We start from the raw sequence: 26979 nt of genomic DNA, 5'->3' as shown, positions 1-26979 counted from the left end.
TGGTGCGGTCCCGCCCCATGCGATCAGGCGGCGAAGGGACCGGGATTTTCCGCCGTGGGCTTTTTCAGCCACACGGCGGCCAGGGCCACGAACGGCGCGAGATGCAGCAGCGTGCGTGTTTCGTTGGTCAGGCCCAGGGCCAGCACGGCCAGCACCTGGATCAGGACGAAGGCCGCCAGGGACAGGGCGCGGATACCATGTCGCTTTACCATAACCACCGTCAGTCCCAGTACCGTGGCCAGGTAGACAGGGATCAAGAGATCCAGCGACAGGCCGGGATCGGTGATCCAGTCGTAGAACTGGCCGAAATTCTCCCCCACCTGGATATGGAAATAGGCGTCGAAGGTGGTGGAGGATGACTTCTGGATATCACGGAAGATTTTGTAGCCGACCTCTTCCTTCAGCAGCGTCCGGCGCAGGAACTCGATTACGGCGAAGGCGGCGACGCTGCCCAGCAGGCCCGAGGCCAGCCAGCGCCAGTCCGGCCGGCGCTTTTCCACCCAGGCGTCAATGACGGCCTTGGCCATCATATAACCGCCGATGAACACGGCGGATTCATGATTGAAGCAAGCCACGCCCAGCAGGGCCAGGAAGGACCACCACGGCGCCCGGGTCAGGACCAGCAGGTAGAACACCGCCGTGGTCAGCAGCAGCACAAAATCCCAGATGTACAGCCAGGGCTTGGACATCAGGGCCATGAACAGGACATGCATGGCCAGCAAGGCCGTCCAGGCCTTCTGCCGTCCATCCGTTCCTTGGCCTGCCGCCGCCTGGGCGGCGTAGAACAGGGCCAGGCCGGCGCCGGTCAGGCCGAAGATGGCGACGACGGCGTGGGCGATGGTCAGGTTCACGCCCGTCAGTTCGATCAGATGTTCCAGGAAGGGCGCCAGCACGCGCGACTGGAAGAAGCGCCAGTGCGGATAGCCCTGCAGCACCCCCACCTCAGCCTGCAGGTTCTGCAGCAGGTATTGGTCGAAGAAGTGGACGATGTGGCGCCACTGCGCCACCGCCAGGATGAAGGCCGTGCCCGTCACCAGCAGGGCGTCCAGGTATTCCTCCCGATCGGCCCGCAAATCCAAACCACGCATATGCGACTTTCCCCAATAAGCCGGTGACGTCGGCCCGGCCGTCACCCCGCCGTCAAATCCGCCAGGGCGGACGGCAGGTCGCGGAAATGATCCACCAACCGGTCCGCCCCCAGTTGTTCCACGGGCATGCGCGGATAGCCATAGGTAACGCATACAACCTGGCAGCCGGCGGCGCGCCCGGCGGTCACGTCGTTGGCGCCGTCACCCACCATGATGGTCTTGCCGGGTGCGGCGGCCAGATGGGCCATGGCGTGCAGCAGCGGGCCGGGATGGGGCTTGCGCGTCGGCAGGCTGTCGCCCCCGACCACAGCCTTGAAGTAGGGGGCGAGGCCGATGGCCTCCAGCACCGCGTGGGTCGCCCGCTCCGGCTTGTTGGTCACCAGCGCCAGGGGGATGTCGGCGCTCAAGCTGGCCAGCGTTTCGGCCACGCCGGGGAAGACGCAAGACGGATCGGCCGGCAGGGCCTCGTAGATCGCCATGTAGCGGTCGGTCATGGCGGGGACCGAGTCGGGATCCAGCGGCCGGCCGACAGCGGCGAAGGTGCGGGTCACCAGCATCGGGGCGCCGTCGCCGATAAACTGGTGCACCTGCGCCAGGTCCAGGTTGGGCAGGTTCTCCTCATCCAGCAGACGATTGATGCCGGTCAGGATGTCGGGCGCGCTGTCGATCAGCGTTCCGTCGAAGTCGAACAGGACGGCGGCGGGCATGAGGCTCATGGGGCGGCATCCGGGCGATGGCGGTTTCGCGAGACACCATCGTTGTGGCAGTAAGGGGGCCTCGCTGGCAATGGCGTCGGCCATGGGTTCATCCCATCTGACGACGTGTCGCCCCCCAAACAGTGCCGTGAATCCAAACAGTGCCGTGAATAAGGTTATCGCCATGACCGCTCAGACGTCGACCGCCCTCGCCTGCATCGTCCTGGCCGCGGGCAAGGGCACCCGGATGAAGTCCGACCTGCCCAAGGTTCTGCACCCCATCGCCAATGAGCCCATGGTGGCCCACGTGCTGCGGGCGGCGTCGGCACTGAATCCCGACCGGATCATTGTCGTGGTGGGCCCCGGGCAAGAGGGGGTGACCAAGGCCGTCGCGCCGCATGCCACCGTGCTGCAGCCGCAGCAACTGGGCACGGCCGACGCGGTGAAGGCGGCGCGTGGGAGCCTGGGCGAGTTCGACGGCGACGTGCTGGTGCTGTTCGGCGACACGCCCCTGGTGCGGCCGGAGACGCTGTCCCTGCTGGTCCAGGCGCGGCGCGGCGCCGGCAACCCGGCCGTGGCGGTGCTGGGCATGCGCCCCGCCGATCCCGCCGCCTACGGCCGGCTGGTGCAGGATGAGGCCGGCGGCCTGACCAAGATCGTGGAATTCCTGGACGCCACGCCGGAGGAACGGGCGATCGGCCTGTGCAACGCCGGGCTGATGGCCTTCGATGGCCGCCGCCTGTGGGCCATCCTGGACGCCATCGGCAGCGCCAACGCCAAGGGCGAATACTACCTGACCGACGCCGTGGCTGTGGCCCGCGACCAGGGCCATGCCTGCGCCGTGGCCGAGGGGGACCCGGCGGATGTGGAAGGCGTCAATTCCCGTGTCGAGCTGGCCAAGCTGGAAAAGCTGATGCAGGCCCGCCTGCGCCGCCAGGCCATGCTGAACGGCGCCACCCTGGCCGACCCGGATACGGTGTGGTTCTCCGCCGACACGGTGCTGGGCCGCGATGTCACCGTGGGCCAGAACGTGGTGTTCGGCCCTGGCGTGGTGGTGGAGGATGGCGTGACCATCCGGCCCTTCTGCCACCTGGAAGGCGTGGTGGTACGGCGGGAGGCTATCATCGGCCCCTATTCCCGCCTGCGCCCGGGGTCCGACATCGGCACCGGCGCCCACGTCGGCAACTTCGTGGAGGTCAAGGCCTCCACCCTGGGCAACGGCGCTAAGGCCAACCACCTGGCCTATGTCGGCGACGCTGACATCGGGGAGGGGACCAACATCGGCGCCGGCGCCATCACCTGCAACTATGACGGCACCTTCAAGTACCGCACCCAGGTGGGCCGCAACGTCTTCGTCGGCACCAACGCCACGCTGGTGGCCCCGGTGCAGGTGGGCGACGGGGCCTTCATCGCCGGCGGCAGCACCATCACCGAGCCGGTACCCGCCGACGCCCTGGCCATCGGCCGTGGCCGCCAGGTGGTGAAGGAGGGCTGGGCCGCGGCCTTTGCCGCCATGCAAAAGGCACGCAAGGCGGCGCAGAAGAAGGGCTGAGCGCGAAAGGGTTAGGCCAGGGTGGCCCGGCTGGGTGATGATATGAGGCAAGGGATGGGTGCGGCGCATTAATGATAGGGGGCGTCATGCACAGGACGATGGCGGAGCCAGGCTGGCGGGAACTTTATAAGCCCAAGCTGGTCACGGTGCTGCGCGAGGGGTATGGCCTGCGCGACCTGCGGGCCGACCTGGTGGCCGGCCTGACCGTGGCCATCGTGGCCTTGCCGCTGTCCATGGCCATCGCCATCGCCTCGGGTGTTACGCCGGATCGGGGGCTGTACACCGCCATCGTCGGCGGCTTCCTGGTTTCGCTGCTGGGCGGCAGCCGGTTCCAGATCGGCGGCCCGGCCGGGGCCTTCATCGTGCTGGTCGCCGCGTCGGTGGAGCGGCTGGGGGTGGGGGGCATGGCGCTGGCTGTGATCCTGTCCGGCCTGATCCTCATGACCATCGGTGCCCTGCGCCTGGGTACCTTCATCAAATACATCCCCTATCCCGTCACAGTGGGCTTCACCGCCGGCATTGCCGTCATCATCGCGGCCAGCCAGGCGCGCGATCTGTTGGGCCTGACGCTGCCGGGCAAGGAGCCGGGGCCGTTCGTGCCCAAGCTGCTGGCTTTGGGGCAGGCCCTGCCCACGCTGAACCCCGCCGCCCTGGGCACGGCAGTGGCGACCATCGCCCTGATCGTGCTGCTGCGGCGCTGGCGCCCTCAATGGCCCGTCCTGCTGATTGCGGTGGCGGCCGCCAGCGTGGTCGCGGCGCTTGCCCACCTTCCCGTCGAGACCATCGGCACGCGCTTCGGCGGCATCCCGCGCAGCCTGCCGGCACCCCATCTGCCGCCCGTGTCACCGGACCTGGTGTTGGCGGTCCTGCCGGACGCGGTGGCCTTCGCATTGTTGGGCGCCATCGAAAGCCTGCTGTCCGCCGTGGTGGCCGATGGCATGACCGGCCGGCGCCACCGCGCCAATGCCGAGCTGGTGGCGCAGGGTGTCGCCAACATCGCCAGCGCGCTCTGCGGCGGCATCTGTGTCACCGGCACCATTGCCCGGACGGCCACCAATGTGCGGGCCGGCGCGCGCGGGCCGGTGTCCGGCATGGCGCACGCCGTGTTCCTGGCGCTGTTCATGGCCGTGGCTGCCCCGCTGGCCAGCTATATCCCCCTGCCGGCGCTGGCGGCGGTGCTGGCGATTGTCGCCTGGAACATGGCGGAGAAGCATGCCTTCGGCCTGTTGCTGCGGGCGTCCTGGGGGGATGCCGCGGTGTTGCTGTCCACCTTCCTGCTGACTGTCCTGCGGGACCTGACGCTGGGCATCGTCGTCGGCTTCGCCACCGGGTCGCTGCTGTTCATCCACCGCATGGCCGGGACCCTGCGGATAGAGGGGGGCATCCCCCTGGTGGCCCCTGACGTTGCCGATCGCGCCGGCCCGCTGCCGGACCAACCCCAGACGCGCGACGACGACATCCTGGTCTTCCGCCTGTCCGGTGCGTTCTTTTTCGGGGCGGCGGCCGGCGTGTCCGCCCTGTTCGACCGCATCGCCGCCCGGCCGCGGGCTTACGTGCTGGACCTGACGGCGGTGCCGCTGCTGGATTCGACGGCCGTCACCGTCATCGACGGGCTGGCCGCCAAGGCGCGCAAGCAGGGGGCGGTCGTGGCCATCGCCCTGGCCGACCCAGAGGCGCGGCGCCTGCTGCTGACCCAGGGCCTGAAGCCGCCGCGGGTTCATGTCGGCCGCACCCTGGACCAGGCACTGGTTCGCGCCCGCCGTGCCTTGGGCCGGCCGGGGGACCAGCCGGACACGGATCACGAAGCGGCCTGAGCCCCAAGGTCCAAGATCCGGATTTCAGCCCAGCCTGGGAACGCAGGCTGGGGGTGGGCGGTTGTGAGCTGCCTGGGCCGGGGCACCCCCCGCATTGCAACGCCCCCAGAACCCGCCTACGTAAGAACCATGCCCCCAGCGGTTGTTACAAGAGGTTTGCCATGGATACCCCCGTTCGCGCCCCCCACGGGCTCCTCATCCGCACGGCTCAGGCCCTTGGGCTGAAGGACCCCGGCCTGCTGCGGGACCAGGCCTACATCGGCGGGTCTTGGGTCGATGCCGACGGCGGTGGCACCATAGACGTCGACAACCCGGCGACCGGTGAGGTCATCGGCACCATTCCCGCCATGGGCGCCGCCGAGACGGCGTTGGCCATCAAGGCGGCCAACGCCGCCTGGGCCGGCTGGCGCGCCCGCACCGCCAAGGACCGTGCCGCCGTCATGCGCCGCTGGTTCGAGATGATCATGGCGGCGCAGGAGGATCTGGCCCGTGTCATGACGGCGGAGCAGGGCAAATCCCTGGCCGAATCGCGGGGCGAGGTCGCCTACGGCGCCAGCTTCATCGAATGGTTCGCGGAGGAGGGCAAACGCGCCTACGGCGACACCATCCCCAGCTTTGCCGGCGACAAGCGCATCGTGGTGGTGAAGGAGCCCATCGGCGTGGCCGCCGCCATCACCCCCTGGAACTTCCCCATCGCCATGATCACCCGCAAGGTGGGGCCGGCCCTGGCCGCCGGTTGCCCCATCGTGGTGCGCCCGTCGGAGGTGACGCCCTACAGCGCCCTGGCGCTGGCCGTGCTGGCGGAGCGGGCGGGCGTGCCGCCGGGCGTGCTGAGCGTCGTCACCGGCCATCCCAAGCCCATCGGTGGGGAGATGACCACCAACCCGCTGGTACGCAAGCTGTCCTTCACCGGCTCCACGCCGGTGGGCAAGCTGCTGATGAAGCAGAGCGCGGACACGCTGAAGAAGCTGTCGCTGGAGCTGGGCGGCAACGCGCCCTTCATCGTCTTCGACGACGCCGACCTGGACGCGGCGGTGGAGGGGGCCATGGCCTCCAAATACCGCAACGCCGGCCAGACTTGCGTCTGCGCCAACCGCATCCTGGTGCAGGATGGCGTCTATGAGGCCTTCGCCGCCCGTTTGGCCGAAGCGGTGGGCCGCCTGCGCGTGGGCAACGGCGCCGACAAGGACGTGACCACCGGCCCCCTGATCAATGCCGCCGCGGTGGAAAAGGCGGAGCGCCACATCGCCGATGCGGTGGCCAAGGGCGCGCGCGTCGCCATGGGCGGCCGGCGTCATGCCCTGGGCGGCAACTTCTTCGAACCCACCCTGCTGCTGGACGCCACGCCGGACATGATCCTGGCGCGCGAGGAAACCTTTGGCCCGGTGGCGCCGCTGTTCCGCTTCAAGGACGAGGCCGAGGCCATCCGCATGGCCAACGACACCGAGTTCGGCCTGGCCGCCTACTTCTACAGCCGCGACATCGGCCGCATCTGGCGGGTGGCGGAGGCGCTGGAATACGGCATGGTCGGCATCAACGAGGGCATCATCTCCACCGAGGTGGCTCCCTTCGGCGGCGTGAAGCAGAGCGGCCTGGGCCGTGAAGGCTCCAAGTACGGGATCGAGGATTACCTGGTGGTGAAATACCTGCTGATGGGCGGCCTGAAGGCCTGAGCCCCGCGCGTAGGTAGCAGACTGGAAAGCGAGGAAGCCAAGCGGCCGGATGGCCGCGCCCGTCGCATGAGGGGGCTTTCGATCGGTCCCGACCGAAAGCCGCACGGAATAGCTGTCATGTTACGGAATTACCGGAAAATCGGCCGCCTGATTACATAGGAGGTGATTTTCCGGTGGCGCTTCCAGGGAATTGTGGTAGTGAAATAACCGCATAATCGATAACGGGCGGATGGCCCTGCCATCCCTGGGAAACCAAGCCAAGGCGCCATCATGGCTGAAGTGCTGCAAGTCAATCCCTTCGATTTCGTCGTTTTCGGCGGTACCGGCGATCTTGCCATGCGCAAGCTGCTGCCCGGCCTCTACTACCGCGAGCGCGACCGGCAGATGACGGACGAGAGCCGCATCATCGCCGTCAGCCGCACCGACCAGACGGTGGAGGATTTCCGGGCCACGGTGTGGGCGGCGCTGCAGCGCCACGTGCCCGCCGCCGACCTGGAGACGGCGGTGTGGGAGCGTTTCTCCGCCCGCCTGGGCTATGTGTCGCTGGACGCGACCAAGCCGGCCGGCTGGGAACCCCTGCAGACCCTGCTGAAGGGGCATGAGGACAAGGCCCGCGTCTGCTACCTGGCGACGGCCCCCAGCCTGTTCGGCGCCATCTGCCGCAACCTGGCCAGCGCCGGCCTGGTGACCGATACCTGCCGCGTGGTGCTGGAGAAGCCCATCGGCCATGACGGCAAGTCCGCCAACGCCGTGAACGAGGAGGTGGGCGCCGTCTTCCCCGAAGATCGCATCTACCGCATCGACCATTACCTGGGTAAGGAGTCGGTGCAGAACCTGATGGTCCTGCGCTTTGGCAACGCCCTGTTCGAGCCGCTGTGGAACAGCAGCTGGATCGACCATATCCAGATCACCGTCGCCGAAAGCGTGGGTGTGGAAGGCCGGGCCGAGTACTACGACAAGGCCGGCGCCCTGCGCGACATGGTGCAGAACCACTTCCTGCAGTTGCTGTGCCTGGTGGCGATGGAGCCGCCGGCCCACCTGTCGGGTGACCAGATCCGCAATGAGAAGATCAAGGTGCTGCGGGCCCTGCGCCCCATCACCCAGGCGGATGTGAAGGTCAAGACCGTGCGCGGCCAGTATCGCGCCGGCTCCATCGACGGCCAGCCGGTCCCGGGATACGCCGATGAGCTGACGCGGTCCAGCAACACCGAGACCCTGGTCGCCATCAAGGCCGAGATCGAGAACTGGCGCTGGAGCGGCGTGCCCTTCTACCTGCGCACGGGCAAACGCCTGCCGGTCCGCTATTCCGAGATCGTCGTCCAGTTCAAGGACGTGCCGCATAGCGTCTTCCCCAAGGGCTCGGGCGAGCTGATGGCCAACCGCCTGGTCATCCGCCTGCAGCCGGACGAGGGCGTGCAGCTGAACATCATGACCAAGGTGCCTGGCCCCGGCGGCCTGCGCCTGCGCTCCGTGCCGCTGAACCTGTCCTACGCCGAGGCCTTCAAGGACCGCTATCCCGAGGCCTATGAACGGCTGCTGATGGACGTGGTGCGGGGCAATCCGTCGCTGTTCATGCGCCGTGACGAGGTGGACGCCGCCTGGTCGTGGATCGACACCATCCTGGCCGGCTGGGAACAGACGGACATGCGCCCGGATCCCTACGCCGCCGGCGGCTGGGGGCCCATCAGCGCCGCCCTGCTGCTGGACCGCGACGGCCGCCGCTGGCACGACCCCGAACTGTAACGGTTCGGCGGAGTTTATTCGACTTCTGCCCCGGGGCCGGCGCCGCATCGTCGGTCTCGACGGCGCACCCACGTTCATGGCTCATCAGCCAGGGAGGACCCCATGGCGCTACACGACACCCTGCGGCGGGTTACCGACCGCGTCATCCAGCGTAGCGCGGGCAGCCGCGCCCGGTACCTGCAGCGCCTGGATGCGCAGAAGGGCCAGAGCCCCCGGCGCGGCGCGCTGGGCTGCGGCAACCTGGCCCACGGTTTCGCCGGCTGCGCCGCCGATGATAAGGTCGCGCTGGCGGGCAACCGCAAATCCAACATCGCCATCGTGTCGGCCTACAACGACATGCTGTCGGCCCATCAGCCGTTCGAGCGCTTCCCCGCCATCATCAAGAAGGCGGCGCATGAGGCGGGCGTGGTGGCCCAGTTCGCCGGCGGCGTCCCCGCCATGTGCGACGGCGTGACCCAGGGCCGCGACGGCATGGAGCTGTCGCTGTTCTCCCGCGATGTCATCGCCCAGGCCACGGCCATCGCCCTGTCGCACGACATGTTCGACGCGGCGCTCTACCTGGGCATCTGCGACAAGATCGTTCCCGGCCTGCTGATCGGCGCCCTGTCCTTCGGCCACCTGCCGGCGATCTTCGTGCCGGGCGGCCCCATGCCGTCGGGCCTGTCGAATCCGGAGAAGGCGCGCATCCGCCAGCTGTACGCGGAGGGCAAGGCCACCCGCGACGACCTGCTGGAGGCGGAGTCCAAGTCCTACCACTCCCCCGGCACCTGCACCTTCTACGGCACGGCCAACTCCAACCAGATGCTGATGGAGATCATGGGCCTGCACCTGCCGGGCGCTTCCTTCATCAACCCGAACACGGAGCTGCGCGACGCCCTGACCGTGGCTGCCACCCAGCGCGCGGCCCAGTTGACGGAGCAGGCGGGCAACTACGCCCCCATCGGCCGCCTGGTGGATGAGCGGACCATCGTCAACGCCATCGTGGGCCTGCTGGCCACGGGCGGGTCGACGAACCACACCCTGCACCTGGTGGCCATTGCACGCGCCGCGGGCATCCATATCGACTGGCAGGATTTCAGCGATTTGTCGGGGGCCGTGCCCCTGCTGGCGCGGGTCTACCCCAACGGCGTCTCGGACGTGAACCATTTCCACGCCGCCGGCGGCCTGCAGTTCCTGATCGCCAGCCTGCTGGATGCCGGCCTGCTGCACGGCGACGTCGCCACCGTGGTGGACGGGACCGAGCAGGGCAGCGGCCTCGACGCCTATCGCCATGAAGCCTGGCTGAAGGACGGCAAGGCCGCCTGGCGCGCCGGCACGCCCACCAGCGCCGACACCAGCATCCTGCGCCCGGCCACCGACCCCTTCGACCCCTCAGGCGGCATCCGCCTGCTGACCGGCAACGCCGGCCGCGCCATCATCAAGGTGTCGGCCGTGAAGCCGCAGCACCGTATCGTCGAGGCGCCGGCCATCGTCTTCGAAAGCCAGGATGAGATGCTGGCCGCCTTCAAGCGCGGTGAGCTGGAGCGTGACTTCATCGCCGTTGTCCGCTTCCAGGGCCCCGCCGCCAACGGCATGCCGGAACTGCACAAGCTGACGCCGCCCCTGGGCGTGCTGCAGGACAAGGGCTTCAAGGTGGCGCTGGTCACCGACGGCCGCATGTCCGGCGCGTCGGGCAAGGTGCCCGCCGCCATCCATCTGACGCCGGAGGCGCTGAAGGGCGGGTCACTTGCCCGCATCCAGACCGGCGACGTCGTGCGCCTGGATGGTGAGGCGGGCACGCTGGACATCCTGGTGGACGCGACCGAGTTCGCCGCCCGCCCGGCCGCCACGCCCGACCTGACCGCCAACACCTGGGGGACCGGCCGCAACCTGTTCGGGGCCATGCGCGCCCATGTGACCGGTGCCGAGGACGGCGCCCATAGCTTCGGAGAGGATTTCGCATGAGTTCGCAGAGCAAGTACGGCGTGGGCGAAATCCTGGCGCTGGGCCCCGTCGTCCCCGTCCTGATCATCGAGAAGGTCGAGGACGCCCTGCCGCTGGCCGAGGCCCTGGTCGAGGGCGGCGTGCGGGTGCTGGAAGTCACCCTGCGGACCGAGGCCGCCCTGGCCGCCATCGAGATCATCGCCGCCAAGGTGCCGGACGCCGTGGTCGGCGCCGGCACGGTGGTGACGCCGGACCAGGTAGGCCGGGTCCAGGACGCCGGGTCGCAGTTCATCGTCAGCCCCGGCTGCTATCCCGCCCTGCTGGATGAGGTGCTGGCCAAAGGTGTGCCCTTCCTGCCCGGCACCGCCACCCCGTCCGAGGTCATGGCCCTGCAGGCCCGGGGCCTGCGCCATGTGAAGCTGTTCCCGGCCGAGGCCGTGGGCGGCCTGAAGCTGATCAAGTCGCTGGCCTCGCCCCTGCCGGGCGTCACCTTCTGCCCCACGGGCGGAATCACCGTGAAGACGGCGCCCGATTACCTGGCCCAGCCCAACGTCGCCTGCGTCGGCGGCTCCTGGCTGACCCCGGCGGACCTGGTGGCGGCCAAGGATTGGGCCGGCATCACCAAGCTGGCGCGCGAGGCCTCGGCCCTGCGCGGCTGAGTCAGGGCATCCCCGTGTTTTCCTGCGTGATCGCCCGGCCCTACGGCCGGGCGATTCAGACTGCTGACAAACCCCGTCGATTTTCGGCGGGGTTTTGTTTTGTGCGGTTTTCAGATGGCAGCAGGGTGGAAGAGGCGGAAGGCGGCCAGGAGTTCGCTGATTAAGCAGTTGAGCGCGTGGATGAAGCGCTTGCGGTTAGGTCCGAGGCCGTCTGTCCCACGCCAGCGGGCCAGGATGGTTGCAATCTTCTTGATGTTCTGGGCGGCGGCGGCAAGCAGGCACTGTTCGGTGACCTTGGCGAGGCCACGCAGGCGGGCGTAGCGGTGGCCATGAAGCTGCTTGGCGTCGGCAAAGCTGCGCTCGACCGTCTCCTTGCGCCTGGCATAGACCTTCTTGCCCCAGGATGTCTGGCGGTTCTCGTGGATGTGGTCCTTGGCGTCCTGCCAGACATGGCGGGTGACGACCTTGGTATGGTTGGCGCTGCTGGTGCAGGAGGCCAGCAAAGGGCATGTGCGGCAGAGGGCCGGGTCGCTCTTGTACTCGCGGTAGCCTTCCCGGTTGGTGGTGGCGTAGCGCAACTCCTGGCCTTCAGGGCAGCGGTAGACATCAACCTCCCGGTCGTACTTGAAGTCCCGCTTGCGTAGATACCCTTGGCGATGGGTGGGCCGGCTGTAGCCGATCACGCCCTCGATGCCCCTGTCCTCCAGGCCCTTGGCGATGCCGGCGGTGGAGTAACCCGCGTCCAGCCCGACGTACCGCACATCCAGATCGAAGCGTTGCCGCTGCCGGTCCAACCGGGCCAGGTAGGGAATGCTGTCATGCACGTTGCCAGGCGTCACGAAGCTGTCGGTGATGATGGCGTGGCGGCTGTCCACCGTCCGATGGTCCAGGTAGAAGAAGCCCTTGGGTTTGCCGTCCCGCACCATGTAGCCGGCATCCGGATCGGTACGGCTGATCTTGGTCTCCTTGACCTCCGGCTCCCGCTCCTTCGCCTTCAGCGGCCCCTTGCCGTGCGCCGCCCGATCCGCGTCGATCGCCTGGTCCAGCGCGTCCAGATAGTCTGCCCGCGACTTCGCCGCCATCGCCAGGTCGTACTTGTTCTTGTTGGCGTTGGCCTTCAGGTGCGTGCTGTCCGTGTACAGCACCATCCCGTCAACCAGCCCAGCCCGCACCGCCTGAAGCACGATCTCATCGAAGATGTCCTGATAGACCGTGCTGTCCCGGAACCGACGACGCCGGTTCTGGCTCAAGGTCGAGGCGTCCGCCACCTTGTCCGTCAGCCGAAGCCCCAGGAACCAGCGGTACGCAACGTTCACTTCAACTTCCCGCATCAGCTGACGCTCCGAGCGGATGCCGAACAGATAGCCGATGAACAGCGTCTTGAACAAAACCACCGGGTCCAGTGCTGGACGCCCGTTGTCTGGGCAATAAAGGGGCGCCACCCGATCCCGGATGAAGGTGAAGTCCAGCGCTGCGTCGATCTTCCGCAGCAGGTGGTCCGACGGAACCAGCGACGTGATCGTCACCATCTCCAGTTCCGTCTGTGAGGGCGTCGGTGGCTTCAGCATAAAGACATTGAATCAAAAGCCCCCGCCATAGGCGAGGGCTTTGTCAGCAGTCTGGATCGCCCGGCCCTACGGCCGGGCGATTGTCGTTTCAGGGCTGTGAAGCCCAATTCCTAAATTTTCATGACAGATGGCTAGGTTCACCGTCGGCGCGCATCTAATAGCGGAAGGTTAGATGGGCGGATCGATGTTGAAATCAGCAAAGCGGATAACGGATGAGCGGGCGCGCTGGCTGGCCGTCAACGTCGTCCCGCATGAGCCGGCGTTGCGATCCTGGTTGAAGCGCAAGGCGTCGCTGCAGTTCGACATCGATGACGTGGTGCAGGAGACCTATGCCATCCTGGCCACCAAGGCCACCGTCGACACCATCAACGATCCCAAGACCTACGCGTTTCAGGTGGCGTACTCCGTCATCCTGCAGCAATTGCGCCATTCCCGCGTGGTGCCCATCACCGCCGTGGCCGACATCGGCACCCTGGAAACGGTGATGGACGAACCGTCGCCCGAGGACACTGTGCTGGCCCGGTTCGAGCTGGAGCAGGTGCAGCGCGCCATCGAGGCCCTGCCGCGCAAGACCCGCGCGGCCTTCGTCATGCGCCGGGTGGAAGGCCTGTCGCAGCAGGAGATCGCGCGCCGCATGAACCTGTCGGAGCACACCATCCAAAAGCATGTGGCCCGGGGCATCAAGCTGCTGCTGGCCCAGTTCAGCCGTGACGGGTCGGATGGGGCGTCAAAGTCGTCGGCGAACAAGAAGAAGACAGGGTTGGAAGAGCGTGATCACGCACAGGCCAAGCGCAAAGTCCATTGATGAGGCGGCGGCCCGCTGGGTCGCTCGCCTGGACGCCGGCGCGCTGACACCGGCGGAAGAGACCGAACTGACCGACTGGCTGGACAGTGACATCCGCTGCGTCGGGGCGATGGCGCGCGCGCAGGCCTATTTCGTCAGCCCGCGTATGGAATTGGCCATGCGCATCCTGCGCCGTCCGCCGGCGCCGTCCGTGGCCCAATGGGGCACGCTGCCGCGCCGCGCTGTGCTGATGGGGGCGGCCGCCTCCGTCCTGGGCGCCGCCGTTCTGGTCCGCCGCCCGGCACCGGCCGCCGGCCGCCGCTATGCCTCCGAGGTGGGGGAGGTGCGGCGCATCCCGCTGCCCGACGGGTCCAGGATCACGCTGAACACCGACAGCGTGTTGGAGGTGGACTACCGCGAGGATAGCCGCACCATCCGCCTGCTGAAGGGTGAGGCCTATTTCGAGGTGGCCAAGAACCCGGACCGGCCCTTTGTCGTCGAGGGTCCCAAGGCGCAGGCGCGGGCCGTCGGCACCGCCTATGCCGTGCGGCTGGAGGATGACAAGGGCGGAATGCGCGTGCAGGTGACCAGTGGCCGGGTGGCGGTGGAACTGCCGCCGCCGGCCCCACCAGCCACGGCGTGGCAGGCGCTGGAACGGCTGTGGACGCCATCGGCCGGCGCCACCAACGGCACCCACGTCACCGCCAACCAGGAGGCGGAGGTGCGCATCGGCCTGAACGCCGCCGGCGTGGAGGAGGTGCAGGTCTCCCTGCGCGACGTGGCGCCGGGCGTCCTGGGCCGCAGCCTGATGTGGCGCGAGGGCCTGTTGTCCTTCGAGGGCGTCACCCTGGCCGAGGCGGCGGCCGAATTCGCCCGTTATTCCGTCCAGAAGATCGTGGTGAAGGGGCCGCCGGCGCACGAGCGCATCTCAGGCCTGTTCGCCGCCACCGACCCGGCCGGCTTCGCCCGCGCCATCGCCCTGGGCCTGCGCATCAAGAGCAAGCGGGAAGGGGATGTCATCACCCTTTATAAATAAGGCCGGCATACAGATGAACGGCTGTGACGCGAAGTCGAAATGTCCACGTCATCTAAACTAAACAATGAGAACTACAAAATATAAAAGTTTCATTACGGATGGCTTGGGTGGCTCCCCAAAATAATCTAAGGGGCGTGAGGGCGATGAACGCCCCGCGAATGGCAGTCAGACACTGATATTGCTGGGGGAGTCAGTGAGAATGTTCAAGTCTTTGCGCCCGATGCTGCTGTGCGGCGCGGCGTCCGCCGTCATCGCGTTCAGTGCGCCCGCCGTGGCCCAGACGCGCAGCTTCGACCTGCCGGCCCAGCCGGCGGTCAGCGCCATCCCGGCCTTCGCCAAGCAGGCCGGCATCCAGATCGTGGCGCCGGCGGGCCAGCTGGACGGCATCAGCACCCAGGCCATCCATGGCGAGCTGGACCGCAAGAAGGCCTTGGCCATGCTGTTGCAGGGCACGCCCCTGGTGGTGTCGTCCGACGACGGCGCCGTGGTGGTGCTGCAGGTGGGAACGCCCACCAAGGCCCCGGTCACCGCGCCCAAGCCGCAGGCGCGCGTCAATGACGACCCGCTGGAAGAGGTGGTGGTCACCAGCTTCCGGGAAAGCCTGGCGCAGGCCAAGGCCCTGAAGCGCGAGGCCGTGGGATCGGAGGAGGTGATTGTCGCGGAAGACATCGCCGCGTTTCCCGACCTGAACCTGGCGGAATCGCTGCAGCGCGTGCCCGGCGTCACCATCAACCGCGATTCCGGCGAAGGCCGGCAGATCACCCTGCGCGGCCTGGGCCCGGACTTCACCCGCACCCAGCTGAACGGCATGGAAGTGCTGGGCAACACGGCTTCGGGCATGGACAACCGCGGCGCCGTCAGCCGCACCCGCAGCTTCGATTACAGCCTGTTCGCCTCCGAGCTGTTCGACCGCGTGACCGTCGAGAAGTCCTACGCCGCCGAACAGGATGAGGGTGGCATCGGCGGCACGGTGGGCCTCAGCACCGCCAAGCCCTTCGACTATGACGGCTTCAAGGCCGTGTTTTCCGCCAAGGGCCAGAACAACAGTAACACCGACAGCGTGACGCCCCGCATGGTGGGCCTGCTGTCCAACCGCTGGGGCGACTTCGGCGCGCTGGTGTCGGTGGCCTACAGCACCAACGACAGCAATGAATACGGCTACCGCAACTGGGGCTGGAGCCAGATCAAGGTGAACCCGGCCAACATCGGCCCGGGCGTCAGCGCCGCCGACGCCGCCAAGATGGAATCCGGCACCATCTACGCCCCGCAGGCCGACACCTATTCCACCTGGTTCGACCACCGCACCCGCCTGGGCAGCACGCTGGCCCTGCAATATGAGCCGGAGAACGGCCTGAAGCTGGGCTTCGACGCCCTGTACAGCCGCCTGACCAACGACCGCAAGGACTACGCCATGGCGGCGGGCGGCACCAACGCCCTGACCGGCAATGTGTCGGGCACCCAGGTGCTGCAGTCGGCCGTCATCCGGGGCAACACCCTGGTGGCCGCCAACTACACGGGTGTGGACATGCGCAACGAGTACAACACCGAAAGCGACAGCACCGACTTCTACCAGACGGTGCTGCATGGGTCCGACCAGATCACGGACCGGCTGCTGGTGAAGGGGATGGTAGGCTACTCCCGCTCCGACTACGAGCTGCCGTACTTCGACAAGGTGTTCCTGGAGGCGAAGAACCAGGGCATCGGCTTCGACGACCGCACCACCATGCCGGTCAACACCTACAGCTTCAACACCACAGACCCGTCGCTGTGGAACCTCATGCGCCTGGACACCCAGGCCAACAAGATCGTCAATTCCTACAAGAACGCCAAGCTGGACTTCGAATACGCGCTGAGCGACAGCTCCACCATCAAGACCGGCTTCGAATACAAGCGCTTCGACGATGAAGGCGCGCAGTATAACAACAAGGTCTTCTACAACGTCCCGGCGGACAGGGCGATCCCGGCCAGCACCAAGTACACGGTGCCCTACGACACCCTGGTGCCCTACATCGTCGGCGACGTGGACGCCATCTACAAGCTGATCGGCCAGACGCGGGACATCGAAAACGCCAAGTTCTTGTCGCCAGGATCGGACTACCACGTCACGGAAGACACCAAGGGCGGCTATATCCAGTACGACCTGGACACGGACGTCATGGAGCGGCGGCTGAAGGCCAATGTCGGCCTGCGCTACTACTCCACCGACCTGACCTCCGCCGGCTCGGTCAATTCCGGCGGCGTGCTGACGCCGGTGACGGTGCCGCACACCTACAGCGGCGTGCTGCCGGCCGCCAACCTGGCCTATTTCGTGGAGCCCGATCTGGTGGCGCGCCTCAGCGCCAACCGCAACATCAGCCGCCCGGCCCTGTCCGACCTGCAGGCCGCCGGCACCATCACCACCGCCCCCTTCGGCGGCAGCCTGACCATCGGCAACCCCGACCTGAAGCCCTTCACGGCGGACGCGGTGGAAGGCGCGCTAGAGTACTACGACGGCAAGGTCGGCTTCGTATCCATCGGTGCCTTTTACAAGAAGCTGAACTCCTTCATCAGCGCCACCACGGTGACGGAGCCGTATTCCGCCACCGGCTATCCGCTGTCCTTCCTGCTGCCGGGGCAGACGGGCGCCACGCCCTATAATGTTTCCCAGCCGGTGAACGTCTCCGGCGCCAGCATCAAGGGCGTGGAAGTGGCGGTGCAGCGCGACTTCGACTTCCTGCCCGCCCCCTTTAACCACCTGGGCATGGTGGCCAACGGCACCTTCGCCGACGGCAGCTCCCCTGCCATCATCAACGGCAAATCTTATGATCTGCCGCTGGTCAACCTGTCGCGCTTCTCGGCCAACGCCACGCTGTACTACGAGACCGAAACCTGGGGCGTGCGCATCTCGGAGGCCTACCGCAGCCAGTACCTGGACAGCATCGGCGGCAACGGCAACGTGGGTGAGGCCTATGAGCCGACCAACAACGTCGACTTCTCCGCCCACTACAACGTCACCCCGCATATCAAGGTGACGCTGGAGGGCCTGAACCTGACCGATGAGCATATCGTGCAGTTCACCGACCTGACCGCCCATCGTATCGAGGTGAACACCTCCAGCGGCCGCACCTTCCTGTGGGGCGTGACCTGCGAGTTCTAAACTCTGGAACCAATCTGGCAGTTTGGTTCATGAGGGGCGTCGGCGGGTAACCGCCGGCGTCCTTTTCCCGTCGCGCAGGGTGGCTTTGCGGCGTCGCGGACACTTGCCGCCGCATCGGACGCCCGGCACAGTGCGGGCATGACCGACCATCCGTCCCCCTTGCACCTGACGCTCGACGACGACGGCATCGCCTATGCCACGCTGGACGCGCCCGGCCGCGCCAACCTGCTGGACGACGCCCTGATCGCGGCGCTGGACGAACTGGCCGCCATCCTGGAGGAGCGGGAGGAGGTGCGGGGCCTGGTCATCGCCTCGGCCAAGGGGCATTTCCTCCTGGGGCGGGAACCGCTGGGCCTGCTGGCCCTGGCAGATGCGGCCTCTGGCCTGTCCGACGACGCGCTGCTGGCTGCAGTTGCCCCCTATGGCGACGCGCTGCGCCGGCTGGAAGGGACGGCCAAGCCCATCGCGGCGGCGCTCAGCGGCTCCGCCCTGGGGCCGGGGCTGGAACTGGCGCTGGCCTGCGGCTACCGCGTGTCCACGGACCATCCCGCCGCACGATTCGGTTTTCCCGACCAGCGCCTGGGCCTGATGCCCATGGCCGGCGGCACCCAGCGCCTGCCCCGCCTGCTGGGCTGGGTGGGGGCGCACGACCTGCTGTCCGGCGGCCATATGGTGACGGCATCGGCGGCGTTGGAGCTGAAGCTGGTGAACGAGGTGGTTGCGGCCAGCCACGTGCGCAGTGCTGCCAAGGCGTGGGTGCGCGCCCGGCTGGGCAATGCGGTGGAGGCGCCTTTCATCGTCGGGCAGAAGCGCAAGCCCATCACAGTGGCCTCTGCCACCGCCGCCATCGAGACGGCGGTCAGCCAGGGCCTGGGCCTGTCGCTCGACGAGGGCCTGGCCCTGGAGCGGGCGCTGGCCGCCGGCCTGCTGCGCCGGGGGGAGGTGGCGGCCCTGGTCCGCACCCTGGTGGTGGCGAAGGGGGAGGCGGACAAGGCCGCTTGGCGGCCGGCCCTGCCGGCGGCGGAGTTGTCGCGCGTGGCCGTGCTGGGTCGGGGGCCGGCGGCCGACGCCGTGGCCCTCGCGGCCCGCCGCGCCGGGCTGAACGTGCATGCCGTGGCCGATGCCGAAGGCTTGGACGACCTGACGCCCGCCAGGCTGGGTGAGCGCAAGATCGAAATTCTGTTCGACGCCAGCCGTGAGGATGTGGCGGCCAAGCGCGCCCTGTTGGCCAAGGCCGAGGCGGCGCTGGGCGAGGACGCGTTGCTGGTGCTGACGGGGCCACGCCTGCGCGTCGGCGCGGTGGCGCAGGGCCTGGCCTGGCCCGACCGGCTGGTGGGCCTGTATCTGCCGGCCGATGGCGGGGTGGCGGAGGTGGTGGCGGGGCCTGCGACCTCGGCGCCTGCCCTGTCCATCGCCGTGGATGCCGCGCGGCGCCTGGGCCGCACGCCCTTCCGGGTGGAGGATGGCGAGGGCCGCTTCCTGGCCCGGCTGACCGCCGCCTATTTCCGCGCCGCGCTGGATCTGGGCCCCACCGTGGGTGCCGCCGACGTTGACGCCGCCGCCCGCGCCGCCGGCTTGGCGGAGGGCCCCTGGGCCTTGGCCCGCCGGCTGGGCTACGCCGCGGTGACGGATCTTGTGGGGGAGGAGGGGGCCGTGGCCGTGCTGGCGGCCCTGAAGCGCTTGCCGGACGACCCCGCGCCGGCCGATGCCGGCCCCCGCATGATGGCGGCCGTGCGGACCGCCATGGTGACGGCCTTGGCCGAGGGCCTGGTGAACGACGCCGTCGCCGCCGACCTGATGGCCGTGCTGGGCTTCGGCTGGCCCGCCGCCAGTGGCGGCCCGCTGGGCAGCTTCGCCCGGAGGTAGGGGCCCCAGCCGGGCGGCCATGATCCGGTCCCACGATCGCGGCTTACGGAACAAGAAGGGCCAGGCGAACGTGTCGCCCGGCCCCTTTTTTCACACTGGTCGCCGAGCCCATACCAGCGGCACGAGATGATGACTCGTGCCGCTGTAGGCCCCGACCGGGGCCGCCGGAGTGAGCACCGCCCAGTTAGTGTATAGGGGGCGCAGCGAGGACAAGCCTAGGCGGACGGATGTCCGCCGCCCGGCGCTTGAGGGAGCATTTGAACGGTACCGTTCAAATGCTGCGCGTGTCAGGCGGCGCGGCGGCGGCTGTAGCCGAAGTAGACGAAGAAGCCGATGATCATCCAGATGATCAGACGCAGCCAGGTATCGCCCGGCAAGCCCCACATCAGATAGCCGCAGACCAGCACGCCCAGGGGGCAGACGAGCCAGAACAGCGGCGTCTTGAACGGCCGTTGCATATGGGGCTGCGTGATGCGCAGCACCAGGACGCAACCGCAGACGATGGCGAAGGCCAGCAGCGTGCCGATGGAAACCAGCTCACCCAGGATGTCGATTGGGAACAGGCCGGCCAGCAGGGCGGCCAGGACGCCGGTGACCACCGTGGCCACGTGGGGGGTGCGGTAGGTGGGGTGCACCTTGCTCAGCACCGGCGGCAGCAGCTTGTCGCGCGACATGGCGTACAGCACGCGGCTCTGGCCCAGCATCATGACCAGCATGACGGTGGTCAGGCCGGCGACCGCGCCGATGTCCACCGGCAGGGCCAGCCAGTGCAGCTGCCGCACCGCCTCGATGGCGACCACCACCGGGTGGGGCACGTTCAGCTCGGTGTAGGAAACCAGGCCGGTCAGCACCAGCGACATCAGGATGTACAGCACGGTGCAGAACACCAGCGAGCCAAGGATGCCGATGGGCATGTCACGCTGGGGCTTCACCGCCTCCTGCGCGGTGGTGGAGACGGCGTCGAAACCAATGTAGGCGAAGAAGATGACGCCGGCGCCGCGCACCACGCCGCCCCAGCCGTAGTGAGAGCCCTTGTCGTCCACCACCTCGGCCGGGATCAGGGGCGACCAATGGGCCGGCACCACATAGAACAGGCCGAAGCCGATGACCAGGAACACCACCAGCAGCTTCAGCAGGACGATGATGCCGTTCACGCGGGCGGAATTGCGGATGCCGACGTAGAGCAGCAGGGTGATGAGGCCGACCATCAGCACGGCCGGCAGGTTCAGTACCGCGCCCGTGGTCTGGAAGTGGAAGCCGTCCTTCACCGTCAGCGGGGCTGAGGTCAGGGCGGCGGGAATGACGATGCCCACCTGTTTCAGCAGGTTGACGAAATAGCCCGACCAGCCCACGGCCACGGTGCCCGAGGCGAACAGGTATTCCAACGCCAGGTCCCAGCCGATGATCCAGGCCAGGAACTGGCCCACGGTGACGTAGGCATAGGTGTAGGCGCTGCCCGCCACCGGCACCATGGCCGAGAATTCAGCATAGCACAGGCCGGCGAACAGGCAGGCAGTGGCCGCCAGCACGAAGGAAAGGACGATGCCGGGGCCGGCGTACTGGGCGGCGGCCGAACCCGTCAGGACGAAGATGCCGGCACCGATGATCGCGCCGATGCCCAGCGCGGTCAGGTTCCAGGCGTTCAGGCTGCGTGCCAGGGTCGGGCGGCTGTCATCGCCGTCACCGTCGACGCTGGCCTCCTCGATAGTCTTTTTCGTCCAAAGGCTCAAAACCACCTCTCCCGTCAATTCCCGACCGGTCGGCGGGCGCTTGGGCGCCCAGGCACGACCGGCATGATGTGATGCCCCGCGTATTGCTTGGCGTTCGATGTACCTGCTGCCGGGGGCGCTGTCACCTTAAACGGCGACCAAAAATGTTGATGGGCTAAGCTTTTCCGGAACCGGCCCGGCGGCGACAGATTTATGCGCGCTCCCAGCCCCATCGGACCGGATCGGTATTGCCTGTCCAGGTGGCCTAGTCATTTCGTGCGCATCGGCGGCTCGCCAGGATGGGATCGGTTTCGAAACAATACCGGCGAATTGACACCCAGGGCCCCGCCACCGGAAGATCAACCCACGCCTGTACCGGTCCCGCGTCCTTGCCCGGTGGTTGCCCGCCCTCCCGTCGCTCGCCCTTCGAGTCCACCGCGGATGGGGCACACCCCTGACCCTATGCGGATGCGCGCCTTATAGGTTTGGGAAGGCCTGGGTACGCCTGATACCATCCCTGGTGCCGGACGGTGTTCCGGGCCCCGCCTTCTGGAGTTTCCCTGTCTTGCGTGCCGACGCGCCCAATCCTTGGAAGAAGCAGCCCGACAAGGGCCAGCTTTACACCCGTATCATCGGGGACATCCGCCAGCTGGAACAGTCGGTGGCGGCGCTGCAGCGCACCTGCCAGATGGTGGCGCAGACCAAGGAGCTGAACGCCTTCCGCAAGCTGTGGGTCGAGGTTGGCGACACCCTGTCCTTCATCACCGTGCTGGCCTCGCGCGGCGAAAGCCTGGATGAGAGCAAGCGCCCGGCCACCCTGATCCGCCTGTCCCAACTGCGCCAGACGGTGACGGAACTGCACATCCGGTCGGTCGAGCCGGTCCTGCAAGCCATGGTGGACAAGGCGGAGCCCATGGGCCTGGGTACCGGCTACGTCATGGAAAAGTGGGTCACCCACATGGACGTGACGGCGCAGGAGGTGGCGCAGTCCATAGCCGACCTGGAACGCCTGCACGTCGATGTCCGCCACGCCGCCGAACTGGCCGAGACCGTTCCGGCGGCGGAGGCGGCGGCCCCGTTGCTGAAACTGGACGCCGTCGAGGCCTCGTATGAGGCGGCCATGGCCGGCTATGGCCGCCTGACCGGCGCCGTCGCCCGGTCCCGCGCGCTGGCGCAGATCATCGTGCAGTCGGCCCCCGCCCTGCGCGACTTCACCAACGATCGGCAGGAACAGACGGTCAGGGCCTACCTGCGTGGCCCCGGTGATGTCGGCGCCTTGCCCGCGCCCGTGGGCGGGCCTGCCACCGGCACGCTGTACCTGACCCGCAAGGAAGGAAAGCTGTACGTCGATCCTGAGCTGTCGTCGGACGCGGTGAAGTCCCTGCGCGGCGGCGGCTACATGGAAGACCTGGCCAAGCGCATCGACCTGCCGCGCCACAAGCTGACCACCCTGCTGGCCGGCCGGGATGGCATCAATTTCACCTTCCTGTCCAAACTCAAGACGGGGGTGGAAGGCGTCACCGGCGCCAACGGCGTGAAGGTCGAGGTTCTGCAGACGTGAGTTCTTCCGGGTTGGGCCGCCGCGTCCCCCATTGCCATCGCCCTTAAGGTCTGCCCCTATTCCGGGATAGATTGAGGTCCCGATGGCAAAACCCGCGAACGTTCCGTCCCCCGCCCCTGATACCGAGTCCCCGGCCCAGCCCGTGGCCGTCCCCTTGGGTGTGGACAACCCGCTGGCGCTGGACCGGCAGCTGTGCTTCGCCCTCTACCAGGCGACCAACCGCATCACCCGCGCCTACCGGCCCCTGCTGGACGCGCTGGGCCTGACCTATCCGCAATACCTGGCGCTGATGGTGCTGTGGGAGGGGGCGCCCCTGACGGTGGGCGACCTGGGGAGCCGCCTGGACCTCGACTCCGGAACTCTGACGCCCCTGTTGAAGCGCATGGAGGCGGCGGGCCTGGTGGCGCGGCGGCGCGACCCGGCGGACGAGCGCCGCGTGCTGGTCGACCTGACCCCCGCCGCCTGGGCGCTGCGTGACAAGGCATTGGCCATCCCCGGCGCCATGCTGTGCCGTTTCCCCGTGCCGCTGGACGAGGTGGCGGACCTGCGTGACCGCCTGCACCAGCTGGCGGCGGCGTTGGGCGCGGGCTGAACGCCTACTTCACCGGCACCAGCTTGATCTCGAACAGCTTGGGCCAGCGCTTGCCGGTCACGAACAGCCGGTCGTCCTTGGCGTCGTAGGCGATGCCGTTCAGCACGTTGTCGATGTTCTGCGTCCGGCCCGACAGCGCCTCCAGCGGCGTCAGGTCGATCCAGCCGGTGACGGCACCGGTGGTGGGGTTGATGCGGGCGATCAGGTTGGTCTGCCAGATGTTGGCCAGGATCTCGCCCTTCACGAACTCCAGCTCATTCAGGTTGCGGATGGGATAGCCGCTGTCGGTGACGGTGATGCGTCCCGTCTCGGCCAGCGTCTCCGGGTCCAGGAAGCGCAGCTCCGGCGTGCCGTCGCTCATGATCAGGCGATGGCCGTCCTGGGTCAGGGCCCAGCCCTCGCCGCGATAGTGGAATTCCCGCCGTGCCTTGAAATCGCCCAGGCCGTAGACGAAGCCAACCTCGGTCCGGTAGGTCAGCTGCACCAGCCGGTCCTTCCAGTTGACGATGCCTTCGCCGAAATACCGGGGATCCAGCTCCCGGCTCTGCAGCACCGTGCCGGTCGTCAGATCCACCTTGCGGATGGTGGAGTGTTGCTCCAGCCCCGTGCTCTCGTACAGGAAGCCGTCCAGGTAGAAGAGGCCCTCGGTGAAGGCCTGGGGGTCGTGCGGGTAGGTGTGCACCACTTCCACGCCGTATTTCCGGGGCGCCTCCTGAGCGTGCGCGGTGAATGGCAGGATGGCCAGGGCGAGGGCCAGCAGCAGGGCGCGGACATGGGTGTGGGCAGGAGCGCGGACAGGGGGCATGGGCTCGGGCTCAGGCGGCGGGCGGGAGAGCTTTATACGCGGTCGGGCCGCGGGCAGGGGCGGTCACGGCGTCGCGGGCTCGCCGGATTGGGTCGACTCGGCCAGCGGATCCGGCGGCTCTTCCGACGCCGCCTCGCCCTCGGCCGGCATCTCGGCCTTCAGGCCTTGGCCCGTGACCTCGATGCCCCATTCCTCCACCAGCGCCTGGCGCTGTTCGTCCAGTTCCCTGATCTTGGCCTGGTCGCGGGCCACGGCCCAGCCGGCCACCAGGGGCGGGATGCCGAAGTAGAGCAGCCAGCCCACGCCGGCGGCGGAATACATGACCAGCCAAGTGACCGGCTGCACCAGCAGGCCGGCGGCATAGTCCATGGTATGGCCATGCTGCCAAAGCTGAATGCAGAAGGGCATGACGCCGCAGAGGTTCAGGCCGCCCACCGTCACGGCCGCCGGCTTGTCCGGATCGCGGTCGACTATCCAGGCCACCAGGGTCGGCACCATCCCGATGACGGTCAGCACCGAGGTGGGCATGACCAGCGCGCCCAAAGGCAGCAGCAGCACGGCGGCGGCCAGCAGGCCGCCATAGCTGCGGCGACGGGGGGATGAGGCGCTGTTCATGACACCACCCTGGCTCACTTCACGCCCGCCATCAAGGTAACGATCAAGGCCAGGCCGGCCAGGGAGATGCCGCTGGCCACCATGGCGGCCACCCGCTTGCCCCGCGTCACCGCCACATCACTGCGGTCGCCTAGCGATTCCTCGATCTTGTTGATGCGGGCCGTCAGGCTTTCATGGCGGCGCATGGCGTCCAAAAAACCATGGTGGTCCTGGGTCAGGGCCTTGGGGTCGTCGACGATGCTGAGCAAGGCGTCCAGCACGCCCTCGCGCGCCGCTTTCTGCGCCGCGGCCCGCACCTCCTCCCGCTTTTTCAGGTTGCGGAAACGCTTGAACGACGGATCCAGGATGCTGGTCATCCACAAGGCCAGGCCCGGCACCTTGGGCGGTCCCGCCCGGCGCTGGGTGTCGGCCAGGATGGCCAGTACGCCCACCGGCCGCCGTGCCGTTTCCGCCGCCAGCGTGGCCAGCAGGCGCTCGTTCAGCTTGGGATTGCGGGTGGCGATGAAGGCGGCGACATGACGGTCCATGGGGTCGCGGCCCGGCCCGGCGCCGGCACCGGCCGCATCCAGCGCCGCCATCAGGTCGCCCAGGGTCAGGGGATAATGGTCGGCCACCGCCGGGCTGAGGCAGGGCGCCACCGGGCTGAGGCCATAAAGCGCGCGTTCGATGCCGAATCCGGGGCTGGTGTTCTCCAGCACGGCGCGCACGGCGTCGAACTGCTGGATCATCAGCACCTGTTCGGCCTTGTATTCGGCCTGCACGCTGATCCAGAAGGCCGGCAACTGGCCCACGATCATCTCGGCCAGAGCCTGGCCGCCCTCACCGGTGGCCAGCGCCTCGGCCAGGGCGGTGCCGAAGCCGTCGGGCATGATGGCGCGGCCCTTGTAGCGCAGGGGGCCGGGGGGATCGAGGGCGGTGCAGACGCGGGCCACCAGCCGCTCCTCCACGTTGGAGGCGCGACCGCCAGCCGTGGCGCTGCGCACAGCGTTGGCCACCGCCTCCGCCCGGGGCTCATCATTCAAGGAGCGGCGCAGCCAGCGGTCCAGCTCCCCCCGTTCGATCACCTGGGCGGCGGCGATGGGCGACTTGGAAAAGGCCCAGGCGGCGCCGCGCACATGCCAGATCTCCCGGCCCTGGAACTCCATGGGCCGCGGCGCGCGCTTGGGCAGCTGCGCCTGCTTGGGGCTGAGGCGCCGGCCCTGCATCCACATGTCCAGGTCGTTCAGGGTCCAGCGCTGGCGGGCGTCGTCGGTGATCAGGCCGCGCAACGGTTCCACCAGCGACTGGGGGATGCGGGTACCGCTGGTCAGGGCGGAGTAGGTGCCCTTGTCCATGCGGGCCTGCAGCAAGGTCTGTTCGTCCAGCCCCCGGCCAGGCGTGCGACCCAGGTAGAGGGACAGCAGCGTGACGCCCAGGGCGTAAAGGTCGTCGGCGATGGTGCCGTTGCCCCGGCCCGAACGGTCGGCGAGAGCGCGGTCCAGCGGCTCGTACACCAGGGGCTGGGCATAGCCGGGCGGCAGGCTGACGCAATCGCCCAGCACCACGGCCGCGGCGGCTGATTCGCGGATGAACAGGTTGGTGGGGTTGAGAGCGCCACAGCTGAGGCTGCGCTGGGCGATGTCGCGCAGCACGGAGGTCAGCTGTGGCAGCACCACCCGCACCAGGGCGTCGTCGGCGACACCCTCGATGACGTCGTCCAGCCGTTCCATGATGCGGCGGCCGGCCGGGCGTTCGAAGATACAGACGAAGCGGCGGCGGTGCTCCGGCGACCAGTCGACCACCCCCCAGTCCATGAGGTGCAGCAGGTTGTTGTTCTCGATGGCGCGGAAGCTGCTCATCGCCTCGATGCGGGGCGGCACGGACTGTTCGCAGACGATGGCGAACAGCTCCGTCTTCTTCTCGCGCACACGGTGGGCCAGGTAGGCGCGGCCGCCTGGCATGTCGAAGGCGGGCAGCGGCGCGCTGGGCTGGATCTCCGCCCGGCCGCCCAGATCGATGGGGCCCAGGTCGGGAACCGGGAACTCTCTGTCTGCCGCCGCCATGATACCCCGTCCGGTCGGCGCCCCGCCGGCCCTCACGCCCCGGCCGCGTATACGGCCCCCTCATGGTGATCATGCCCGATCGGCACCGGCGGGAACAAGACGGCTGGCCGGAATAGAC

Annotated in this window: 19 protein-coding genes; 12 read left to right on the top strand and 7 right to left on the bottom strand. The window is 68.1% G+C overall.

The window, feature by feature from the left end; genetic code table 11:
• Positions 1–23: 23 nt before the first annotated feature.
• Both Y958_RS18530 and gph read right to left on the bottom strand, forming a co-directional pair.
• Entirely contained in the window at positions 24–1088 is a 1065-nt protein-coding gene (locus Y958_RS18530) for a hypothetical protein (protein WP_088873434.1), read from the bottom strand.
• 41 nt (positions 1089–1129) lie between these two features.
• The gene (gene gph, locus Y958_RS18525; protein WP_088873433.1) at positions 1130–1804 is read right to left on the bottom strand and encodes a phosphoglycolate phosphatase; all 675 of its coding nucleotides are present in this window, start codon (positions 1802–1804) and stop codon (positions 1130–1132) included.
• Between the two features lie 163 nt (positions 1805–1967).
• On the opposite strand from gph, the gene glmU reads away from it, so the two are divergent.
• From glmU to eda, 6 genes are all read left to right on the top strand, one after another.
• Positions 1968–3335, top strand: coding sequence for a bifunctional UDP-N-acetylglucosamine diphosphorylase/glucosamine-1-phosphate N-acetyltransferase GlmU (glmU, locus tag Y958_RS18520; protein ID WP_088873432.1), 1368 nt, complete (start codon positions 1968–1970; stop codon positions 3333–3335).
• Positions 3336–3421: 86 nt separating this feature from the next.
• Positions 3422–5149 carry a SulP family inorganic anion transporter gene (locus Y958_RS18515; protein WP_088873431.1) on the top strand — a complete coding sequence of 576 codons (1728 nt, stop codon included), beginning with the start codon at positions 3422–3424 and terminating at the stop codon, positions 5147–5149.
• A gap of 161 nt (positions 5150–5310) precedes the next feature.
• Positions 5311–6822 (top strand): NAD-dependent succinate-semialdehyde dehydrogenase, encoded by a 1512-nt coding sequence (locus Y958_RS18510; RefSeq protein ID WP_088873430.1) that lies wholly within the window; start codon positions 5311–5313, stop codon positions 6820–6822.
• 270 nt (positions 6823–7092) lie between these two features.
• Positions 7093–8565 (top strand): glucose-6-phosphate dehydrogenase, encoded by a 1473-nt coding sequence (zwf, locus tag Y958_RS18505; protein WP_004274159.1) that lies wholly within the window; start codon positions 7093–7095, stop codon positions 8563–8565.
• 102 nt (positions 8566–8667) lie between these two features.
• Complete coding sequence (gene edd / locus Y958_RS18500) at positions 8668–10509, top strand: phosphogluconate dehydratase (RefSeq protein ID WP_088873429.1); 1842 nt, start codon at positions 8668–8670, stop codon at positions 10507–10509.
• Positions 10506–11147 carry a bifunctional 4-hydroxy-2-oxoglutarate aldolase/2-dehydro-3-deoxy-phosphogluconate aldolase gene (gene eda / locus Y958_RS18495; protein ID WP_088873428.1) on the top strand — a complete coding sequence of 214 codons (642 nt, stop codon included), beginning with the start codon at positions 10506–10508 and terminating at the stop codon, positions 11145–11147. Before edd ends, eda begins: the two co-directional genes overlap by 4 nt.
• A 110-nt stretch (positions 11148–11257) precedes the next feature.
• Here eda and Y958_RS18490 read toward each other — a convergent pair whose 3' ends face one another.
• The gene (locus tag Y958_RS18490) at positions 11258–12715 is read right to left on the bottom strand and encodes an IS1182 family transposase (RefSeq protein WP_088873427.1); all 1458 of its coding nucleotides are present in this window, start codon (positions 12713–12715) and stop codon (positions 11258–11260) included.
• Between the two features lie 184 nt (positions 12716–12899).
• Here Y958_RS18490 and Y958_RS18485 point away from each other — a divergent pair, with 184 nt between their 5' ends.
• The 4 genes from Y958_RS18485 (at position 12900) to Y958_RS18470 (ending at position 19537) form a co-directional block, all read left to right on the top strand.
• Positions 12900–13520 (top strand): RNA polymerase sigma factor, encoded by a 621-nt coding sequence (locus Y958_RS18485; protein WP_088873426.1) that lies wholly within the window; start codon positions 12900–12902, stop codon positions 13518–13520.
• Positions 13486–14535 carry a FecR family protein gene (locus Y958_RS18480; RefSeq protein WP_186291340.1) on the top strand — a complete coding sequence of 350 codons (1050 nt, stop codon included), beginning with the start codon at positions 13486–13488 and terminating at the stop codon, positions 14533–14535. Before Y958_RS18485 ends, Y958_RS18480 begins: the two co-directional genes overlap by 35 nt.
• A gap of 199 nt (positions 14536–14734) precedes the next feature.
• Positions 14735–17671 carry a TonB-dependent receptor gene (locus tag Y958_RS18475; protein WP_244909449.1) on the top strand — a complete coding sequence of 979 codons (2937 nt, stop codon included), beginning with the start codon at positions 14735–14737 and terminating at the stop codon, positions 17669–17671.
• 138 nt (positions 17672–17809) lie between these two features.
• Positions 17810–19537 (top strand): enoyl-CoA hydratase-related protein, encoded by a 1728-nt coding sequence (locus Y958_RS18470; protein WP_088873424.1) that lies wholly within the window; start codon positions 17810–17812, stop codon positions 19535–19537.
• A gap of 287 nt (positions 19538–19824) precedes the next feature.
• Here Y958_RS18470 and Y958_RS18465 read toward each other — a convergent pair whose 3' ends face one another.
• Entirely contained in the window at positions 19825–21273 is a 1449-nt protein-coding gene (locus Y958_RS18465; protein WP_088873423.1) for an amino acid permease, read from the bottom strand.
• A 538-nt stretch (positions 21274–21811) separates the two neighbouring features.
• Between Y958_RS18465 and Y958_RS18460 the strand changes: the two genes are divergently transcribed.
• Positions 21812–22807 carry a hypothetical protein gene (locus Y958_RS18460; protein WP_088873422.1) on the top strand — a complete coding sequence of 332 codons (996 nt, stop codon included), beginning with the start codon at positions 21812–21814 and terminating at the stop codon, positions 22805–22807.
• Positions 22808–22889: 82 nt separating this feature from the next.
• A complete protein-coding gene (locus tag Y958_RS18455) occupies positions 22890–23399 on the top strand; it encodes a MarR family winged helix-turn-helix transcriptional regulator (RefSeq protein ID WP_088873421.1) in 510 nt (169 codons plus the stop codon).
• Between the two features lie 4 nt (positions 23400–23403).
• On the opposite strand, the gene Y958_RS18450 is transcribed toward Y958_RS18455, so the two are convergent.
• The 3 genes from Y958_RS18450 to Y958_RS18440 form a co-directional block, all read right to left on the bottom strand.
• On the bottom strand, positions 23404–24204 hold the full coding sequence (locus Y958_RS18450) for a glutaminyl-peptide cyclotransferase (RefSeq protein ID WP_088873420.1): 801 nt from the start codon (positions 24202–24204) through the stop codon (positions 23404–23406).
• A gap of 63 nt (positions 24205–24267) precedes the next feature.
• Positions 24268–24819, bottom strand: coding sequence for a hypothetical protein (locus Y958_RS18445; RefSeq protein ID WP_186291339.1), 552 nt, complete (start codon positions 24817–24819; stop codon positions 24268–24270).
• A gap of 14 nt (positions 24820–24833) precedes the next feature.
• On the bottom strand, positions 24834–26861 hold the full coding sequence (locus Y958_RS18440; protein ID WP_088873419.1) for a serine/threonine protein kinase: 2028 nt from the start codon (positions 26859–26861) through the stop codon (positions 24834–24836).
• Between the last annotated feature and the right edge of the window lie 118 nt (positions 26862–26979).

The organism is Nitrospirillum viridazoti CBAmc, from assembly GCF_000730165.1.
Taxonomy (GTDB): Bacteria; Pseudomonadota; Alphaproteobacteria; order Azospirillales; family Azospirillaceae; genus Nitrospirillum; species Nitrospirillum viridazoti.
Note: the sequence above shows the minus strand (reverse complement) of the source record. Positions and strands in the feature narration are given on the sequence as shown.

Bases quoted from the DNA above. Each gene is read 5' to 3' on its own strand.
- Y958_RS18450 (WP_088873420.1), bottom strand. From the start codon at position 24,204: ATGCCCCCTGTCCGCGCTCCTGCCCACACCCATGTCCGCGCCCTGCTG.
- Y958_RS18470 (WP_088873424.1), top strand. From the start codon at position 17,810: ATGACCGACCATCCGTCCCCCTTGCACCTGACGCTCGACGACGACGGC.
- Y958_RS18510 (WP_088873430.1), top strand. From the start codon at position 5,311: ATGGATACCCCCGTTCGCGCCCCCCACGGGCTCCTCATCCGCACGGCT.
- Y958_RS18490 (WP_088873427.1), bottom strand. From the start codon at position 12,715: ATGCTGAAGCCACCGACGCCCTCACAGACGGAACTGGAGATGGTGACG.
- Y958_RS18530 (WP_088873434.1), bottom strand. From the start codon at position 1,088: ATGCGTGGTTTGGATTTGCGGGCCGATCGGGAGGAATACCTGGACGCC.
- glmU (WP_088873432.1), top strand. From the start codon at position 1,968: ATGACCGCTCAGACGTCGACCGCCCTCGCCTGCATCGTCCTGGCCGCG.
- Y958_RS18440 (WP_088873419.1), bottom strand. From the start codon at position 26,861: ATGGCGGCGGCAGACAGAGAGTTCCCGGTTCCCGACCTGGGCCCCATC.
- edd (WP_088873429.1), top strand. From the start codon at position 8,668: ATGGCGCTACACGACACCCTGCGGCGGGTTACCGACCGCGTCATCCAG.
- Y958_RS18485 (WP_088873426.1), top strand. From the start codon at position 12,900: ATGTTGAAATCAGCAAAGCGGATAACGGATGAGCGGGCGCGCTGGCTG.
- eda (WP_088873428.1), top strand. From the start codon at position 10,506: ATGAGTTCGCAGAGCAAGTACGGCGTGGGCGAAATCCTGGCGCTGGGC.
- Y958_RS18445 (WP_186291339.1), bottom strand. From the start codon at position 24,819: ATGAACAGCGCCTCATCCCCCCGTCGCCGCAGCTATGGCGGCCTGCTG.
- gph (WP_088873433.1), bottom strand. From the start codon at position 1,804: ATGAGCCTCATGCCCGCCGCCGTCCTGTTCGACTTCGACGGAACGCTG.
- Y958_RS18455 (WP_088873421.1), top strand. From the start codon at position 22,890: ATGGCAAAACCCGCGAACGTTCCGTCCCCCGCCCCTGATACCGAGTCC.
- Y958_RS18515 (WP_088873431.1), top strand. From the start codon at position 3,422: ATGCACAGGACGATGGCGGAGCCAGGCTGGCGGGAACTTTATAAGCCC.
- Y958_RS18475 (WP_244909449.1), top strand. From the start codon at position 14,735: ATGTTCAAGTCTTTGCGCCCGATGCTGCTGTGCGGCGCGGCGTCCGCC.
- zwf (WP_004274159.1), top strand. From the start codon at position 7,093: ATGGCTGAAGTGCTGCAAGTCAATCCCTTCGATTTCGTCGTTTTCGGC.